Origin of the sequence: Collimonas pratensis (genome assembly GCF_001584185.1) — a bacterium.
In the GTDB taxonomy this organism is placed as follows: Bacteria; Pseudomonadota; Gammaproteobacteria; order Burkholderiales; family Burkholderiaceae_D; genus Collimonas; species Collimonas pratensis.
The window spans coordinates 4,530,979-4,548,569 of the sequence record NZ_CP013234.1 but is presented as its reverse complement, the minus strand read 5'-3'; the positions used below and the strand labels follow the sequence as shown (position 1 = coordinate 4,548,569).

Genomic DNA, 17,591 nt, shown 5'->3' with positions numbered 1-17,591 from the left:
TCTTAAAACCGCACCAGCCATGGCCGTCACGCAGCAGCACTTCACCGGGCAAAACCCGCCGGATCCGGATCTGGCGGCGCTCGCCGTCGCCATCAAGGCATGGGGGCGCGAACTGGGTTTTGCCGATATCCGCATCAGCGACGTCGACCTGGCCGAGCAAGAGGCTGGATTCCAGGCCTGGCTCGAACTCGGCTACCACGGTGAGATGGATTATATGGCAGCGCACGGAATGAAGCGCGCCCGTCCGGCGGAACTGGTGCCGGGGACGATCCGGGCGATTGCGGTGCGCATGGATTATCTGCCGCGCGGCTACCAGGATGCGCCCGGCCAGTGGCGTCCGCTTGAACAGGCGCGCCTGGCGCCGGCCGCCGCCGCCACGGCCACCATTTCGCTGTACGCCCGCGGCCGCGATTATCACAAGGTGATCCGCTCGCGCCTGCAACAGCTGGCCGACCGCATCAAGGGCGAGATCGGCGAGTTCGGCTACCGCGTGTTTACCGATTCGGCGCCGGTGATGGAAGTGGCGCTGGCGCAGAAGGCCGGTCTCGGCTGGCGTGGCAAACATACCTTGCTGCTCAACCGCGAAGCCGGTTCCTTCTTCTTCCTCGGCGAAATCCTGACTGACTTGCCGCTACCGGTCGACCCGCCCACCAGCGCGCATTGCGGCCAGTGCAGCGCTTGTATCGACGTCTGTCCGACCCAGGCCATTGTCGGTCCTTACCGCCTCGATGCACGTCGTTGCATCTCTTATCTGACGATCGAACTGAAAGGCAGCATCCCGCTGGAACTACGGCCCTTGATCGGCAACCGCGTCTACGGCTGCGACGATTGCCAGCTGTTTTGTCCCTGGAACAAATTTGCCCAGCCGTCGACGCTGGGCGATTTCGATGTGCGCAACGGCCTCGACCAGGCCACGCTGGTAGAGCTGTTCGGCTGGAGCGAGGAACAGTTCAACAGCCGCATGGAAGGCAGTCCTATCCGCCGCATCGGCCATGAGCGCTGGCTGCGCAACATGGCGGTAGGTCTCGGCAACGCCGCCGCGACAGGCATCAGCACGCCGGAAATCATCGCGGCGCTGCAGGCGCGTAGCGCCGACCCCTCAGAACTGGTGCGCGAACATGTGGCGTGGGCCTTGCAGCAGCACGGCGCCTGAACGGTAACTCAGTGTTGCAGCAGCCACAGCCAGAACGGCAGCGTCAGGGCTGACAGCATGGTGCCGGCAGAAATCAGGAAAGCCACCAACGGGCCGTTGCCGCCCATGCGCGCGGCCAGGATGTAAGCGCTGGAAGCAGTAGGCAAGGCGCAGAACAGCACGACGATCTGCAGTTGCGACGGCGCCAGGCCGGCCCACTGTCCCAGCAGCCAGGCGATGGTTGGCACTGCCATCAGCTTGAGCGTCAGGAAGTAAGCAGACAGCGCCTTGGCCTGATGCACTCCGCTCAAGCGCAGGCCTGCGCCGACCAGCAGCAAGCCCAGCGCCAGTGCGGCGTTGCCCAGCCGCGACAGGACCGCGCCGGCCACTTCCGGCAGCGGCAAGCCGCTCAAACTGTACAGCAGGCCGCAGGCGGTGGCGATCAGCAAGGGATTGCGCGCCAGTTCCTTGAACAAGCCGCCGCTTTTGTGCGCCAGCGCATGCACTGCGGCCAGGTTGCACAAAGGCACGCCGAAGCCGATCAGCAGAGCCATCATGCCGGTGGCCTGCTCGCCGCCCAGCCGTGCCGCCAGCGCTAGCGCCATGTAAGAATTGAAGCGGTAGCTGGTTTGCATGCCGGACTCGTAATCCATGGGCGCCGCCTTGATCCACGGTTTGCCCAGCCAGGTGAGGATGATGGAGCCGGCCAGGGCGCACATGCCGACCGCCAGCATCTTGCCGCTGGTGTCGAAGCTGAGCTGGGTGCGCGCGGTGGAATAAAAAAGCAGGGCAGGGAACAGCAGAAAGTAGACTAGTTTTTCGGCGCCGGTCCAGAATGCGCTGCCCCAGTTGCTGACGCGGTGCAAGACCACGCCCAGCAGTATCAAAGAAAAATCGGGAAGTAACAGGTTGACGATATACATGGAGAGGCAGATATTGTGTGAACGGAGCCGTCAGCAGGGCGGTTTATGCGGCGACAGTCATGTTTATTTCCATGTGGAAATCTAATCGAGGTTAATTTGATTAGTTTGATAAGGGTTTAGTGTAAACCTATGTTGTTTGCGCAAATTCATTCATATAAATTATTTGTTAAATCTGGGTAACACCTGTTACAGTGCGACCACAATTTGACATTGAGAGACAAAAAGCAGCGGTGTATGCCAGCTGCGCCGTTCATCGGGTCTCTGCGATGCAGTAGACAGGTAGCACAGGATTCAGATTTTTTAAGCAGCAGAGAAGTTGGCAACGCGCTTGAATTACAGAGTTATAGGTGGTGGTGCATAAGAACGGTATTGATACCGGGGATACTGAGGAGACCGTGCAGTCCAAATGAGCTGTCTAAACAGCCGGGATTGCACACGGAGTAATTTGAGGCGCATCGACAGATGCGCCTTTTTTATTTTATGCTAGCGGTATGCAAATAATCTCCGATAGTCCATTCAAGCGTGTAGCCGATGGTCAGCTCCCCGCCCAGCACTTCACCGCCGTGGTCGCGGCGCCATTCGGCGCGGTAGGCATACGCACCGACGCCGGCCTGCTGCGCGAACTGGTCTATCTGCCTCCCTCCTTCCACGAAAAAGATGCCACCGACGAGTTGTCGGCGCGCGTGGCCGAGCAGGTCAGCCGTTACTTCGCACAGCCCGACTTTCGTTTCGACCTGCCGCTGGCGCCGCTCGGCACCGCCTTCCAGCAGCGCGTCTGGAAAACAATTTCAGCTATACCGCGCGGTGAAGTCCTGACTTACGGTCAGGTCGCCAAGCTGATCGAATCGGCGCCGCGCGCAGTCGGCCAGGCTTGCGGCGCCAACTGGTTTCCGCTGGTGATTCCCTGCCATCGCGTGACGGCCTCCGGCGGCATTGGCGGCTTTTCCCATCACGATGACGCCGACGGCTTTCACCTGCGGGTAAAGCGCTGGCTGCTGCAGCACGAAGGCTGGGTCGGCTTGTGAGCGGCTTGTGAGAAGATCCAAGGCCGAGCTTGAGGCCAGACCCGTGCTGCAGCCTGAATACCAAAGCGCGATCGACGAATTTTGCGACAGCTTGTGGCTGGAAGACGGCCTGGCCAAGAATTCCCTGGAAGCCTACCGGCGCGACATGACGCTGTTTGCCTTCTGGCTGCAAGAGCAGCCGGGTGGAAAGTCGTTGTTTGCGGTCGATGCCGGCGACCTCAATGCCTATTTCCTCGCCAAACACGACAGCAGCAAGGCGACCTCGTCGAACCGGCGGCTGGCGGTGCTCAAGCGTTTCTACCTGCTGGCGCTGCGGCAAAATCGCATCACTGCCGATCCCTGCCTGCACCTGCGTTCGGCCAAACAGGCGCCGCGTTTTCCCAAGGTGCTGTCGGAGGCACAGGTAGAGGCGCTGCTGGCCGCGCCCGATGTGGCGACACCGCTGGGCCTGCGCGACCGCACCATGCTGGAGCTGATGTATGCCAGCGGCCTGCGGGTGTCGGAGCTGGTGCTGCTGAAGTCGCTCGAGGTGGGCATGAATGAAGGCGTCCTGCGGATTACCGGTAAGGGCGGCAAGACCCGTTTGCTGCCGTTTGGCGAAGAGGCGCGCAACTGGATCGTCGGCTACCTGAAGGACGCGCGCGGCCAGATCCTGAACGGCCAGATGGACGACGCCCTGTTCGTGACGGCGCGCGGCGGTCCCATGACGCGCCAGATGTTCTGGACCCTGATCAAAAAGTACGCCGCCAAGGCGATGATCAACGCCCCCTTGTCGCCGCATACCCTGCGTCATGCGTTCGCCACCCACCTGCTGAATCACGGTGCGGATTTGCGCGTGGTGCAGCTATTGCTGGGGCACGCCGACATATCGACCACGCAGATTTATACGCATGTGGCGCGGGAGCGCCTGAAAGCCTTGCATGCAGCGCATCACCCGCGCGGGTAAATTCAGCATCGACTATTATTGCTATAATGAAACTATAAATGGGTGCTTTGACAAGCTTTTGCCCTGCCGAATTCTGCATCTTTCCAATTATTCTCCTGTATCCTGTACTACATCATTCAAGAGTCTATTTAGGGGGCGCAATTGGCAAAAACGAATTTTCAGTATGAAAAACGGCAAAAGGAATTAGAAAAGAAAAAAAAGAAGGAAGAAAAGCTGAAGCGCAAGCTGGAGAAGGGTTCTACTTCCGAAACTGAAGTCGATGAGACCGCTGACGAAGCGGCTGAACCTGCGGCAGGCGAACCTGCGACTGGCGAACCTGCGGCAGGCGAACCTGCGGCCGACGCGCCAAAGCAGCCTTGAGCACGATGACGGCAGCTTGACTCCATGGATTGCGGATCGAGGACATCTCCTATCCGCGGTCTGTCGCTGCATCAGGTTTTACGAAAGATGACTACAGGCAGACGTCCGGCACAGGATGCTGCATCCGAATTCCCGGTATGACAAAACATATTTCAGAGACCCCGGCCACGCAATTCCTGCGCAAGCACGGCGCAGTCTTTTCCGAACATCCCTATGCTTATGAGGAACATGGCGGCACGACGGTATCGGCGCGTGCGCTTGGCGTCGATGAGCATCATGTGGTGAAGACGCTGGTCATGCAAGACGAAGCGGCCAAGCCGCTGATCGTCCTGATGCACGGCGACCGCAAGGTGTCGACCAAGAACCTGGCGCGGCAGACCGGCCATAAATCGGTCGAACCGTGCAAGCCGGAAGTGGCCAACCGCCATTCAGGCTATCTGATCGGCGGCACTTCGCCATTCGCCACGCGCAAGCCGCTGCCGGTCTATATAGAAGAAAGCATCCTGAAGCTGCAGAAGATATATATTAACGGTGGCCGGCGCGGCTACCTGATTGGCATGGCGCCGCAGCTCGTGGTCGATCTGCTGCAAGCCAGGACGGTCCAGTGCGCGCTGGAAGAATAAGCGCCACCTTTAGCACCACCTTTACATTGATGAAGATAAAAAGAAAGAGACACGCATGTACACATTGTTAGCCGTGATTGGCGCTTACCTGCTGGGTTCGGTTTCATTCGGCATCATCACCAGCAAACTGTTCGGGCTGAGCGATCCGCGCAGCTATGGCTCCAACAACCCGGGCGCCACCAACGTCCTGCGCAGCGGTAACAAGGGAGCTGCTGCGCTGACCTTGCTTGGCGATGGCTTCAAGGGCTGGCTGGCGGTCTGGCTGACGCAAAGATACGGGCCGCAATTCGGCCTCGGCGACGGCGCCGTGGCGCTGGCGGCGGTGGCCGTATTCCTGGGCCACTTGTGGCCGGTGTTCTTCCGCTTTGCCGGCGGCAAAGGCGTGGCCACCTTGCTGGGCATCCTGATCGGTCTCAATCCCTGGCTCGGCTTGGCCACCATCGGCACCTGGCTGATCGTCGCCTACGCCTTCCGTTACTCGTCGCTGGCGGCACTGGTTGCCGCTCTGTTTGCACCTTTCTTCTATGCCTTGATGGAAGGGCCGGACATGATCCTGCTGGCGATCGTGGTGATGAGCGCCTTGCTGATGTATCGCCATGCCAAGAACATCGGCAATCTGCTGGCCGGCAAGGAAAGCCGCATCGGCGCCAAGAAAAACGGCGGCAAGGCGGCCTAGTCTAGTGTCGTATCACGGCATTTCTGAATTTATCAACCCAAGGGAAAAAATGAAAAAACTGATTTTGATGGTGGCTGCGGCCGCGGGAATGTTGTCGAGCGCAGCGCCGGTACTGGCCGCTGACCGGGTGGTGATGCTGCCGCTGGCTGCGGCGATGGCGGATAACGATGCCAAGACCCGCCTGGGGGAGGGTGTCCGCTTTTATTTCGGCAGCCAGCCGACGCCGGCAGTGCAGGAGAAACTGGGTAGTGACAAGACCAGCCAGAAAACCAATGCCTTTGGCAAGTCGGATGAAAAAGCCTGCAACTGGGCCTTCCTGTCGGCCATGCTAAGTTTGCAAAAGCGCGCGCAGAACCTTGGTGCGAACGCGGTCACCAATATCGTGAGCAATTACAATAATGTCGAACATTCGAGCCCGACCGAATTCGAATGCCATGCCGGAGCGATCATGGCTGGCGTCGCCTTGAAGGGCGATTTCGTCAAGATTGCTAATTGAGATAAGCTGCCGGGCAGCTCACCCGTATTGCGAAAATTGCTGGAAAGAACGAAATACGGTTTTGCATTCCTTGAAAACGGTATTTCGGGAAATAAAAAGCGCTGGCCATTTTTGGCCCAGCGCTTTTTTATTTAGATTTATCGGACTCTTTATATCGAATTGACTATAAGTCAGAAAATGTCGATGTCAATATGTAACTATTGTTGCGCCGCGCCATATGAATAAGTCTGCATATTTTGCTTATAGACCAATGACATTACTTTTCGGACAGAGATTTTTTTGAAGATCTGCCTTGCTATGCAGCATATTTTCATAATATGAAACGTCATATCGCTATTTGGAAATGGAAAAAACTCCTGTTAGAATTTGGCGTCCGTCTACGAAGCGATGTAGATGCTTGCGACCCAACCCGCTAATCCAATGCTAAATTGGACAGGCGCACAAATTCAGGAGACTCAGCATGTCAGCCCAGCTCGACCAGGTTTTGGCCCAGGCCGCCAACGATCCAGACGTCATAGAAACCCAAGAATGGCTTGATGCGCTCGAAGCTGTGATTGAAACCGAGGGCCCTGAACGCGCCCATTATCTGATGGAAAGAATGGTTGACCTGGCGCGCCGCCGCGGCGCCCAGATCCCATTTTCCAGCAACACCGCTTACGTCAACACCATCCCGGCCCACATGGGTGAACATTGCCCCGGCGATCTGGAGATCGAAGAGCGCCTGCGCTCGTGGATGCGCTGGAATGCGATGGCGATGGTGGTCAAGGCTAACCGTCTCGACGGCGACCTGGGCGGCCATCTGTCCAGCTTTGCCTCGCTGGCCAACATGCTCGGCATCGGCTTCAACCATTTCTGGCATGCTCCGTCCGAAAACCATGGCGGTGACCTGCTGTACATCCAGGGTCACTCGTCGCCAGGCATTTACGCACGCGCTTTCCTCGAAGGCCGCCTGACTGAAGAGCAACTGCTGCATTTCCGCCGCGAAGTCGACGGCAACGGCCTGTCTTCCTACCCGCATCCGAAGCTGATGCCGGATTTCTGGCAATTCCCTACCGTATCGATGGGCCTGGGGCCGCTGATGGCGATCTACCAGGCGCGCTTCCTCAAATATCTGCATGCACGCAGCATCGCCGATACCGCCAACCGCAAGGTCTGGGCCTTCTGCGGCGACGGCGAAATGGACGAACCGGAATCGATGGGCGCGATCGGCATGGCCGGCCGCGAGCGTCTGGACAACCTGGTGATCGTGGTCAACTGTAATCTGCAACGCCTGGACGGTCCGGTACGCGGCAACGGCAAGATCATCCAGGAACTGGAAAGCGATTTCCGCGGCGCCGGCTGGAACGTGGTCAAGGTTATCTGGGGCGCAGGCTGGGACGACCTGCTGGCGCGCGACAAGGAAGGTATCCTGCAGCGCGTGATGATGGAAACCGTCGACGGCGAATACCAGAACTACAAGGCCAAGGATGGCGCGTTCGTACGCAAGCACTTCTTCGGCAAGCATCCGAAATTGCTGGAACTGGTCAGCAAGATGTCCGACGACGACATCTGGCACCTGACCCGCGGCGGCCACGATCCGCACAAGATCTACGCTGCTTTCAAGGTAGCGCAAGAACACAAGGGCCAGCCGACCGTGTTGCTGGTCAAGAGCATCAAGGGCTACGGCTTCGGCAAATCGGGCGAAGCGCGCAACACCGCGCACAACACCAAGAAGCTGGACGACGAAGCCATCAAGGCCATGCGCGACCGCTTCCAGCTGCCGATTTCCGACGAACAGCTGCCGAGCGTGCCGTTCTTCAAGCCTGCTGACGACACCCCGGAAATGCAGTACCTGCATGCCCGCCGCAAAGCGCTGGGCGGCTACCTGCCGCAGCGCCGCCAGAAAGCCGACGAAGTATTGGTCGTGCCGGAACTGTCGGCATTCAAGGGCGCGCTGGAACCAACCGCGGAAGGCCGCGAGATTTCCACTACCCAGGCTTACGTTCGTATCCTCAACACGCTGCTGCGCGACCCGAGCCTGGGCCAGCGCGTCGTGCCGATCATGGTCGACGAGTCGCGTACCTTCGGCATGGAAGGCTTGTTCCGCCAGATCGGTATTTTCAGCCAGGTCGGCCAGCTGTACGAGCCGGTCGATAAAGACCAGGTGATGTACTACCGTGAAGACAAGGCGGGTCAGATCTTGCAAGAGGGGATCAACGAAGCCGGCGGCATGAGTTCGTGGATTGCCGCGGCGACTTCGTACTCGACCAACAACCGGGTCATGATCCCGTTCTACACCTACTACTCGATGTTCGGCCTGCAGCGTATCGGTGATCTGGCCTGGGCTGCCGGCGACATGCGTGCCCGCGGCTTCCTGCTGGGCGGCACTGCCGGCCGTACCACCTTGAACGGCGAAGGCTTGCAGCACGAAGACGGCCACAGCCATGTGCTGGCGTCGACCATCCCGAACTGCGTGCCTTACGATCCGACCTTCTCGCACGAAGTGGCAGTCATCATGCATGACGGCTTGCGCCGCATGGTCACCAACCAGGAAGACGTGTTCTACTACCTGACGCTGATGAACGAGAACTACAGTCATCCGGGCCTGAAGGAAGGCCAGGAAGAGGGCATCATCAAGGGTCTCTACCTGCTGCAGGAAGGCGGCAAGAAGAACAAGCAGCGCGTCCAGCTGATGGGTTCCGGCACTATCCTGCGCGAAGTGATCGAAGGCGCGGCATTGCTGGCCAGCGACTGGGGCGTGGATGCCGATGTCTGGTCGGCGCCATCGTTCACCCTGCTGGCGCGTGATGGCCAGGATGTGGAACGCTGGAACATGCTGCACCCGACGGATACCCCGCGCGTGGCGCACATCACCCAGTGCCTGCAAGGCACCAGCGGCCCGATCATCGTCTCTACCGACTACATGCGCACCTTCGCCGAGCAGACCCGCGCCTTTGTGCCGGCCGGCCGCACTTTCAAGGTGCTGGGCACCGACGGTTTCGGCCGTTCCGATACCCGCGCCAAGCTGCGTGAATTCTTTGAAGTCAACCGCTACTATGTGGCTGTGGCGGCACTGAAGGCACTGGCCGACGAAGGCAAGATCAAGGCCTCGGTTGTGGCCGATGCGATTACCAAGTATGGTATCAATCCGGACAAGCCGAATCCGGTCACGCAATAAAGGTACTGGTGTTAATCACTGGATAAACAGCCAGTATTAAAATTTCCACGGCTGCCTACGCGGGCCTGAACTTTCTGAAAAGAAACTCAGGCCCGTGATATGCAGCGGGCAGAATGAATGGAGCTAAGCGATGAGTATGGTGGAAGTCAAAGTCCCGGATATCGGCGACGTCAGTGAAGTTGAAGTCATTGAATTGATGGTCAAGGTCGGCGATACGGTCAAGGTCGACCAGTCGCTGATCACGGTCGAATCCGACAAGGCCAGCATGGAAATCCCGTCCAGCCACGCGGGCGTGATCAAGGAATTGAAAGTCAAGCTGGGCGACAAGGTCAAGGAAGGCACTTTGGTGCTGGTGCTGGAATCCGATGCAGCCGCGGCAGCCCCGGCCAGCGCTCCGGCTGCGGCGCCTGCACCAGCCGCAACGCCGGCAGCAGCAGCTCCGGCTCCTGCGCCAGCAGCAACAAGTGCACCGGCGCCAGCGCCTGCGGCTCCTGCACCGGTAGCAGCAGCCCCGGCGCCAGCCGGCGGCAGCATCCCGCATGCATCGCCATCGGTACGCAAATTCGCGCGCGAGCTGGGTGTCGACCTGAGCAAAGTCGCCGGCACCGGCATCAAGGCCCGCATCACCCACGAAGATGTACAGAACTATGTCAAGGGCGTGATCGCCGGTACGGCAAACACCAACGGCGCTGCAGCGGCCAAGGGTGGCAGCGGTGTCGGCCTGGACCTGCTGGCATGGCCATCGCTGGATTTCAGCAAGCAAGGTCCGACCGAACTGCTGCCATTGTCGCGCATCAAGAAGCTCAGCGGTCCGAACCTGCACCGCAACTGGGTCATGATTCCGCACGTCACGCAGTTCGACGAAGCCGATATCACCGAGCTGGAAGAATTCCGCAAGCAAGCCAACGACAGCTACGCCAAGGCCAAGTCGCCGGTCAAGCTGACCATGCTGGCGTTCGTGATCAAAGCCAGCGTCGCGGCGCTGAAGAAATTCCCGGCATTCAATGCCTCGCTCGACGGCAAGGGTGAAAACCTGATCCTCAAGCAGTACTACAACATCGGTTTTGCCGCCGACACGCCGAACGGCCTGGTGGTCCCGGTGATCAAGGATGCCGACAAGAAGGGCATCGGCCAGATCGCCCAGGAAATGGGCGAATTGTCAGCTCAGGCGCGCGACGGCAAGCTGAAGCCGGCCGACATGCAAGGCGCGACCTTCACCATTTCGTCGTTGGGCGGCATCGGTGGCACGGCTTTCACGCCGATCATCAATGCGCCTGAAGTCGCGATCCTGGGTTTGTCGAAGGCCTCGATGAAGCCGGTCTGGGACGGCAAGCAGTTCGTGCCGCGCCTGATGATGCCGACCTCCCTGTCCTACGACCACCGCGTGGTCGACGGCGCCATGGGTGCGCGCTTCAGCGTCTACCTGGCCGACGTGCTGGGCGACATGCGCAAGACATTGTTGTGATGTAGGGTGGGCATGCAATACCCACGCGGATACATATTGCCGCGTGGGCACTTCGTGCCCACCCTACCGGTCGTTTGGCAAACCGATGGAGAACAACTATGACTACCTGTGTTGTCGTCAAAAAAAATGGGCAGATCGCGATTGCGTCGGACTCGCTGGTGACATTCGGCGATACCCGCTTGTCGCACGCCTATGAGGTCAACAACAAGATCTTCCAGGTCGGAGATTCGTATATCACCCTGGCCGGCACTGCCGCCCATTTCCCGGTGATGCGCAAGCTGTTGACCGGCATGGGCGAAGACTGCAAGCTGACTAACCGCGAAGAGGTGTTTGAAACTTTTTCCAAGGTGCACGGCATCCTCAAGGATCAGTATTTCCTGAACACCAAGGAAGACGAGGACGACCCTTACGAATCGTCGCAGATCACCGCGTTGATCGCCAATCCGTACGGTATTTTTGGCGTGTATTCGTATCGCGAGGTGTTCAGCTTCGACCGTTTCTGGGGCATAGGCAGCGGCCGCAATTTTGCCCTGGGCGCGATGTATGCGGTCTACGAGCAGGATCTCAGCGCCCAGCGGATTGCCGAGATCGGCGTGCACGCCGGCGTCGAGTTCGACAAGAGTTCTGCCACGCCGCTGCGCATTCACAGTTTTGAAATGAAATCCTGAGCGGCGCGCAAGGCATCGCCACACCACATCACACACCACACACATATCTTCTTCCCGCAGGAAGAGAGCACGGAGCAAACGCTATGAGCATGGTTGAAGTCAAGGTCCCGGATATCGGCGACGTCAAAGAAGTTGAAGTTATCGAACTGATGGTCAAGGTCGGCGATACGGTCAAGGTCGACCAGTCGCTGATCACGGTCGAGTCCGACAAGGCCAGCATGGAAATCCCGTCGAACCAGGCTGGCGTCATCAAGGAAATCAAGGTCAAGGTTGGCGACAAAGTCAGCGAAGGTTCGCTGGTGCTGGTGCTGGAAGCCGCGGCTGCAGCAGCTCCAGCGGCAGCGCCGGCCGCAGCTGCAGCACCGGCGGCCGCAGCTCCTGCATCGGCAGCCGCCCCCGCGGCGCCTGCCGCGGCCGGCGTCGCCAGCACGATTGAAATCAAGGTGCCGGATATAGGCGACGTCAAGGAAGTCGACGTCATCGAACTGATGGTCAAGGCTGGCGATACGGTCAAGGTCGACCAGTCGCTGATCACGGTCGAATCAGACAAGGCCAGCATGGAAATCCCATCCAGCCAGGCCGGTGTCATCAAGGAAGTCAAAGTCAAGGTCGGCGACAAGGTCAGCGAAGGTTCCGTGGTCGTGCTGCTGGAAACTACTGGTGCTGCCGCACCTGCTGCTGCGCCGGCGCCGGCAGCAGCGCCAGCCGCATCGGCCGTTGCCGCTCCGGCGGCTGCCAGTTTTGGCGGCAAGGTCGATGTCGAGTGCGATACCGTGGTGCTGGGCGCCGGTCCTGGCGGGTATACCGCAGCGTTCCGCGCTGCCGACCTTGGCCAGAGCGTGGTCATGATCGAGCGTTATCCTAGTCTCGGCGGCGTCTGCCTGAACGTCGGCTGTATCCCGTCCAAGGCTTTACTGCACGCAGCCAAGGTCATCACCGAAGCGGAAGAAATGGCGCATTTCGGCGTCAAGATGTCGGCCCCGGAAATCGATATCGATGCGCTGCGCGGCTGGAAAGAAAGCGTCATCAAGAAGCTGACCGGCGGCTTGAACGGGCTGGCCAAGGCGCGCAAGGTGCAGGTACTGACCGGTAAGGGCGCATTCAGCTCGGCCAACACGATCACCGTGGAAACCGCGGATGGTCCGAAGGTGGTCGGCTTCAAGAATGCCATCATTGCAGCCGGTTCTTCGGTCGCCAAAATTCCTGGCTTCCCTTACGACGATCCGCGCCTGATCGATTCCACCGGCGCACTGGAGCTGCGCCAGATTCCGAAGAAATTGCTGGTCATCGGCGGTGGCATCATCGGCCTCGAAATGGCTTGTGTGTATGACGCGCTGGGTTCCAAGGTCACCGTGGTTGAGTTTGCTGATGGCCTGATCCCTGCCGCCGACCGCGATGTCGTCAAGCCGCTGCAGAAGCGCATCGAGAAACGCTACGAAGCGATCCACCTGAAAACCAAGGTGACCAAGCTGGAAGCCTTGAAAGAAGGCCTGCGCGCGACCTTTGAAGGCGCCGACAGCAGCGCGCCGGCAGTACCGGAACCGCAACTCTACGACATGGTGCTGGTGGCAGTCGGTCGTCGTCCTAATGGCAAGGAAATCGCTGCCGAAAAGGCCGGCGTCATCGTCAACGAGCGCGGCTTCATTCCGGCCAACAAGCAACAGCGCACCAACGTTTCGCACATCTTCGCCATCGGCGACATCTGCGGCGATCCGATGCTGGCGCACAAAGCCACCAATGAAGCCAAGGTTGCCGCCGAAGTGATCGCCGGCCACAAGGTGGAATTCGACGCCATGACGATTCCTTCGGTGGCTTACACCGATCCGGAAATCGCCTGGATGGGTCTGACCGAAACCGAAGCCAAGGCCAAGGGCATCCCGTTTGAAAAAGCCAATTTCCCATGGGCGGCAAGCGGCCGCGCGCTGGCGATGGGACGCGACGACGGCATGACCAAGCTGCTGTGGGATCCAAGCACCAAGCGCATCATCGGCGCCGGCATTGTCGGCGTGAATGCCGGCGAGCTGCTGGCGGAAACCGTGCTGGCGATGGAAATGGGCGCCGACCTGGAAGACCTGGCGCTGACCATCCATGCTCACCCGACCTTGTCTGAAACGCCAATGTTTGCGGCTGAAATGGGCTTGGGTACGATTACCGACCTGTTCATTCCAAAGAAAAAATAAGCAGGTGGTAGGGTGGGCATCCCGTGCCCACGCGGATCGCAAATTTTGCCGGTGTCGCCTATCTCCATTCAGCGTGGGCAGAAAAACCTGCCCACCCTACAAAAAAAACGCCGCGCCGATTTGCATCGGAGCGGCGTTTTTATTATTGCGCATCAATCAGTGGTAATCAGTCGCGGTAGTTAGTCAAAATATCTGCGGACCGCTTCAAAGCGCGCCGCATAATAACTATTGTCGAGACGGTCTATGCGCACCTTGCCGTTGGTCGACGGTGCATTGATGAAGCGGCCGTCGCCGATGTAGATGCCGACATGCGAAAACGCCCGGTGCATGGTGTTGAAGAACACCAGGTCGCCCGGCCGCAGCTCGGCCTTGGTGATGGCGCGGCCCTGGCGCGCGATGTCCGCCGCGCTGCCGCTGACCTTGAGGCCGGCCGCCTGGCGGTAGACATAGCTGACCATGCCGCTGCAATCGAGTCCGGCTTCCGGATTCTTGCCGCCGAAGCGGTAATTGGTGTCGATCAGGCCCAGCGAGTAGATGACGATATCGTTGCCCTTATCGCTGATCGGCGTGTTGTCCTCAGAGCCGGGGCGGACCGAACCGGTGCCGCCGCAGGCTGCCAGCAACAACGCCAGGCAACAGATAAAGAGATTTCTGATCGTCATCAAGCACTTACCTTTATTCAATCTTGCTTCTTGATCTGGCTGATCACGTCCGACAGCATCGCGATCATCTGGTCGATTTCCGCAGTCGTCACATTCAGCGAAGGCATGAAACGCAGCAGGTTTGGCCGCGGCGAATTCAGCAGCAGGCCGACCGGATTGAGGTCGCGCGCAATATCGACGATCTGCGGGCCGATGTCGCTGCCCAGTTTCAGCGCCCGCAGCAAACCTTCGCCGCGTTCGCCTTCGAGTCCGTGTTTCTCGGTCAGTTTCAGCAACTCGGCGCTCAGGTAGGCGCCCTTATCTTTCACCGACTGCAGGAAGCCCGGCGCCAGCAAGGTTTTCAGCACTGCGACGCCGACTGCCGTCATCAGCGGATTGCCGTTGTAGGTGCCACCCTGGTCGCCTGCTTCAAACACTGCAATCTCTTCGCGCGCCAGCAGGGCCGCCAGCGGCACGCCGCCGCCGATGCCTTTGCCGAGCGTCATGATGTCCGGTTCGATGTTCGACAACTGGTAGGCAAACAGTTCGCCGGTACGGCCCATGCCCGATTGCACCTCGTCGACGATCAGCAGGATGTTGTGCTTCTTGGTCAGCGCGCGCAAGCCTTGCATGAATTCGCGAGTCGCCGGAATCACGCCGCTTTCGCCTTGCACCGGCTCGAGCATGACCGCCACCGTCTTGTCGTTGATCAGCTGTTCGACGCTGGCGAGGTCGTTCAGTTCCGCTTTCGGGAAGCCCGGCACCTGCGGCGCGAAAATCGTATCCCAGCCCGGCTTGCCGCTGGCCGACATGGTGGCCAGGGTGCGGCCGTGGAAGCTGTGGTTGAAAGTGATGATTTCAAAGCGGTTCTGGCCGGCCGGGTTCGGATTCTTCTTGCCCCATTTGCGCGCCAGCTTGATCGCGCCCTCGTTGGCTTCGGCGCCGCTGTTGGCGAAAAACACGCGGTCGAAGCAGGAGTTGGCGGTCAGCAGCTCGGCCAGTTCAATCGAGGGCGCATTGTAGAAAGCGGGCGAAGGATTGAGAATCTTCTTCGATTGCGCGACCAGGGCGTCCTGGATGCATTGCGGCGAATGGCCCAGCGCATTGACTGCCCAGCCTTGCAGGTAATCCAGGTAGCGCTTGCCGGTATGGTCCGTCATCCACATGCCGTCGCCTTCGGTAAACACCAGCGGCGGGCGGTTGGTGATGTACATCAGGTCATTGACCGAATACTGCTTGAATTCCCGCTGTTCCATTCGATGGACTCCTAAAAAGGGCAAAAAAAAACCACAGGCATCGCCTGTGGCTTCGTGATCAGACAGCGTTCACGCGCACGGCTTACCTGGCAAAGGTAATGAAGTATGGCGTCGCAAGAAGGTCTGGATCATGTTCATGACGCAAATATTAGGACTTTTTGTGTGGTGCGTCAAAAAGAATTTACGGACTTGTTGCAGGGTATCCGCAAGGATCTCAGGTGTTTCCTGGCCGAGGCCGATCTGGCTTGGATGGCAAGATTGTCAAAATAGTTCTTAAAAGAAATAAAATCTGATATCTTGCATGATGATGACCTTGATCATGGCGTTGCCGCATGCAGAAGTCCAAGGCGCAACGCCGCTGCTTTGATCCTATCCGAGGAGGTGCGATGTGACATTTCCGCCTAGTAAAACATTGAAGTCCTCGCGGCCGCTGGTGATGCATCACCTGATGCTGCTGCAGGGGACGCAATTCGCCTGGATAGGCCGCTCGGCCCTGGCGCTTGAGCGCAATGTCTGGAGCGGCGAGCCGAAACCGGAATCCGCCGCACGTGCCAATCCTTTGTTTGCCATCGCCGATCTGTTCGAGCGCACCCCGCGCGGCCGCCTGAAAAGGGCAGACAAGCTGACCGTGCTGCTGGGTTATCCCTACGTCAAGCACGCGCTTTTGCCGTGGCAAACGGGGCTGACCCAAGCGGCGGATTGGCAACGCTATGCCAATACGGTATTCGATGCCCAGGATGGCGTTGCCAACCCGCGGCGCCAGGTAGTGGTCGATCCGGCGCCGTTTGGCCAGCCCAGGCTGGCGGCGGCGGCCGATGCCGCGCTGATAGAAGGTTTGCAGACGCTGGCCAGGCTGCATAAATTGCGCCTGGTGTCCTGCAGCTCATTGCTGAGCGCCGCCGTGCAGCAGCACTGGTCCCTGCTGGAAGACGATTGCGTGCTGAGTCTGCCGCAGCCGGATGCGCTCGAATGCCTGTTCAGAAAACAGGGAACATGGCAAGGTGTGTGCGGCATGGCGGTGGCGCCGGATGCGGCCTTGGCCGATAGCGTCGCCGCTGCTGCCATGCTGAGCAAGGCCACCGTCGCCACCGAGAGTACCGTTCCTTTGCTGGCGGTGACGCCGTTCCTGCCTGCTGCAGGCCAGGCGCAAGACGCCATGCATCCTGTACGTTGGCTGGGACCGGCCCATCCCTGGCTGGCCGGCAGCGGCGTCCAGGAGCGCGTGCATGGCTTCGCGCGCAGTCAGGCCTGGGCCGGACCGGCAACTGCCGACGGACCTGCCGCGCGGCAGGCCGGCGCCAGGAACACCATCGGCGGCTACAAGTGGGGATACTGGACGGCCGACAATCTCATGGAGGAACAGTCGAAGTGTTATGGCGCATGGGGCAAGCAGGTATTGCGCCATCCCTTGACCTGCTCCACCTATAGCGTGATCTACTTCAGGCCACGCTTGCCAGCGTCACGCCGGCGCAAGGAACTGCGATGAGCGATGCGCATCGACCCCTTCAGTTGAGAATGGCGGACGCCAGCCCGGTGCTGGATTTTGTGCAGACGCCAGCGCGTTCCCGCCTGCGTTTGCCGATGCTGATGCTGACGGTTCTGGTGGTGGCGGTGCTGGCTTTGCAGGGAGGGCGCTGGTGGGCGCCAACCAAGGCTGCTGCTGTCGTGTCTGACAAATCCACGAAAATCCTGACGGCCGAGAACAGCGGCAATATGCCGGCTCCGGCGCAGGAGAACGAAAGTGCTCAGCCGGCGGCAGCGCATCAGGCGCTTACTGAAAAACAGAATAAGCCAGTCGTGGCGGCGATGTTGCCGGCGCGTGACAAGATGAGGGGCGAGACCGCATCACGCCCGGGGCGGCGCCGGCCGGCGCCGCATGCACCTTCACGGGTGACGGTGGCAAGTGCGGAAATGCCTGCCAGCCATGGCAGCGGGGAAGTGTTGTCGGCAAGCGCTGAGCGGCGGGAACCGGAACCGGCGCTCGTCATGCCCGAGGTGACGCTCAGGAGCCACGTGCGGCTGACGAACGGGGCGCTTAATTAA

16 protein-coding genes are annotated in these 17,591 nt (G+C 59.7%); 13 read left to right on the top strand and 3 right to left on the bottom strand.

Going from position 1 to position 17,591, the window contains the following annotated elements:
* Positions 1 to 19: 19 nt before the first annotated feature.
* The gene (queG, locus tag CPter91_RS20255) at positions 20 to 1,153 is read left to right on the top strand and encodes a tRNA epoxyqueuosine(34) reductase QueG (protein ID WP_061943339.1); all 1,134 of its coding nucleotides are present in this window, start codon (positions 20 to 22) and stop codon (positions 1,151 to 1,153) included.
* An 8-nt stretch (positions 1,154 to 1,161) separates the two neighbouring features.
* On the opposite strand, the gene CPter91_RS20250 is transcribed toward queG, so the two are convergent.
* Positions 1,162 to 2,055: an AEC family transporter gene (locus CPter91_RS20250; protein WP_061943337.1), complete on the bottom strand. Its 894-nt coding sequence runs from the start codon at positions 2,053 to 2,055 to the stop codon at positions 1,162 to 1,164.
* A 491-nt stretch (positions 2,056 to 2,546) separates the two neighbouring features.
* Between CPter91_RS20250 and CPter91_RS20245 the strand changes: the two genes are divergently transcribed.
* The 10 genes from CPter91_RS20245 to lpdA all read left to right on the top strand — a co-directional run bounded on the left by CPter91_RS20245 (position 2,547) and on the right by lpdA (position 13,651).
* Positions 2,547 to 3,080 (top strand): methylated-DNA--[protein]-cysteine S-methyltransferase, encoded by a 534-nt coding sequence (locus CPter91_RS20245; protein ID WP_061943334.1) that lies wholly within the window; start codon positions 2,547 to 2,549, stop codon positions 3,078 to 3,080.
* A gap of 43 nt (positions 3,081 to 3,123) precedes the next feature.
* Complete coding sequence (xerD, locus tag CPter91_RS20240; RefSeq protein WP_061943331.1) at positions 3,124 to 4,026, top strand: site-specific tyrosine recombinase XerD; 903 nt, start codon at positions 3,124 to 3,126, stop codon at positions 4,024 to 4,026.
* A gap of 141 nt (positions 4,027 to 4,167) precedes the next feature.
* Positions 4,168 to 4,386, top strand: coding sequence for a hypothetical protein (locus tag CPter91_RS20235; RefSeq protein WP_061943328.1), 219 nt, complete (start codon positions 4,168 to 4,170; stop codon positions 4,384 to 4,386).
* Between the two features lie 137 nt (positions 4,387 to 4,523).
* Positions 4,524 to 5,009 carry a Cys-tRNA(Pro) deacylase gene (gene ybaK / locus CPter91_RS20230; RefSeq protein WP_061943325.1) on the top strand — a complete coding sequence of 162 codons (486 nt, stop codon included), beginning with the start codon at positions 4,524 to 4,526 and terminating at the stop codon, positions 5,007 to 5,009.
* Between the two features lie 55 nt (positions 5,010 to 5,064).
* Positions 5,065 to 5,685: a glycerol-3-phosphate 1-O-acyltransferase PlsY gene (plsY, locus tag CPter91_RS20225; RefSeq protein ID WP_061943322.1), complete on the top strand. Its 621-nt coding sequence runs from the start codon at positions 5,065 to 5,067 to the stop codon at positions 5,683 to 5,685.
* Positions 5,686 to 5,734: 49 nt separating this feature from the next.
* The gene (locus CPter91_RS20220; RefSeq protein ID WP_061943319.1) at positions 5,735 to 6,181 is read left to right on the top strand and encodes a hypothetical protein; all 447 of its coding nucleotides are present in this window, start codon (positions 5,735 to 5,737) and stop codon (positions 6,179 to 6,181) included.
* Between the two features lie 460 nt (positions 6,182 to 6,641).
* Positions 6,642 to 9,338, top strand: coding sequence for a pyruvate dehydrogenase (acetyl-transferring), homodimeric type (gene aceE / locus CPter91_RS20215; protein ID WP_061943316.1), 2,697 nt, complete (start codon positions 6,642 to 6,644; stop codon positions 9,336 to 9,338).
* A 130-nt stretch (positions 9,339 to 9,468) separates the two neighbouring features.
* Positions 9,469 to 10,803, top strand: coding sequence for a dihydrolipoyllysine-residue acetyltransferase (aceF, locus tag CPter91_RS20210; RefSeq protein WP_082793065.1), 1,335 nt, complete (start codon positions 9,469 to 9,471; stop codon positions 10,801 to 10,803).
* Between the two features lie 98 nt (positions 10,804 to 10,901).
* Entirely contained in the window at positions 10,902 to 11,471 is a 570-nt protein-coding gene (locus CPter91_RS20205; RefSeq protein ID WP_061943313.1) for an Ntn hydrolase family protein, read from the top strand.
* An 83-nt stretch (positions 11,472 to 11,554) separates the two neighbouring features.
* Complete coding sequence (lpdA, locus tag CPter91_RS20200) at positions 11,555 to 13,651, top strand: dihydrolipoyl dehydrogenase (RefSeq protein ID WP_082793063.1); 2,097 nt, start codon at positions 11,555 to 11,557, stop codon at positions 13,649 to 13,651.
* Positions 13,652 to 13,830: 179 nt separating this feature from the next.
* Here the strand turns inward: lpdA and CPter91_RS20195 are convergent, their stop codons facing one another.
* Both CPter91_RS20195 and CPter91_RS20190 read right to left on the bottom strand, forming a co-directional pair.
* Positions 13,831 to 14,313, bottom strand: a complete 483-nt coding sequence (locus tag CPter91_RS20195; protein ID WP_061943310.1) for a C40 family peptidase — start codon at positions 14,311 to 14,313, stop codon at positions 13,831 to 13,833.
* Positions 14,314 to 14,330: 17 nt separating this feature from the next.
* Positions 14,331 to 15,548, bottom strand: a complete 1,218-nt coding sequence (locus CPter91_RS20190; protein WP_061943307.1) for an acetylornithine transaminase — start codon at positions 15,546 to 15,548, stop codon at positions 14,331 to 14,333.
* A 388-nt stretch (positions 15,549 to 15,936) separates the two neighbouring features.
* Here CPter91_RS20190 and CPter91_RS20185 point away from each other — a divergent pair, with 388 nt between their 5' ends.
* Positions 15,937 to 17,034, top strand: coding sequence for a hypothetical protein (locus CPter91_RS20185; RefSeq protein WP_150119763.1), 1,098 nt, complete (start codon positions 15,937 to 15,939; stop codon positions 17,032 to 17,034).
* Complete coding sequence (locus CPter91_RS20180; protein ID WP_150119762.1) at positions 17,031 to 17,591, top strand: hypothetical protein; 561 nt, start codon at positions 17,031 to 17,033, stop codon at positions 17,589 to 17,591. Before CPter91_RS20185 ends, CPter91_RS20180 begins: the two co-directional genes overlap by 4 nt.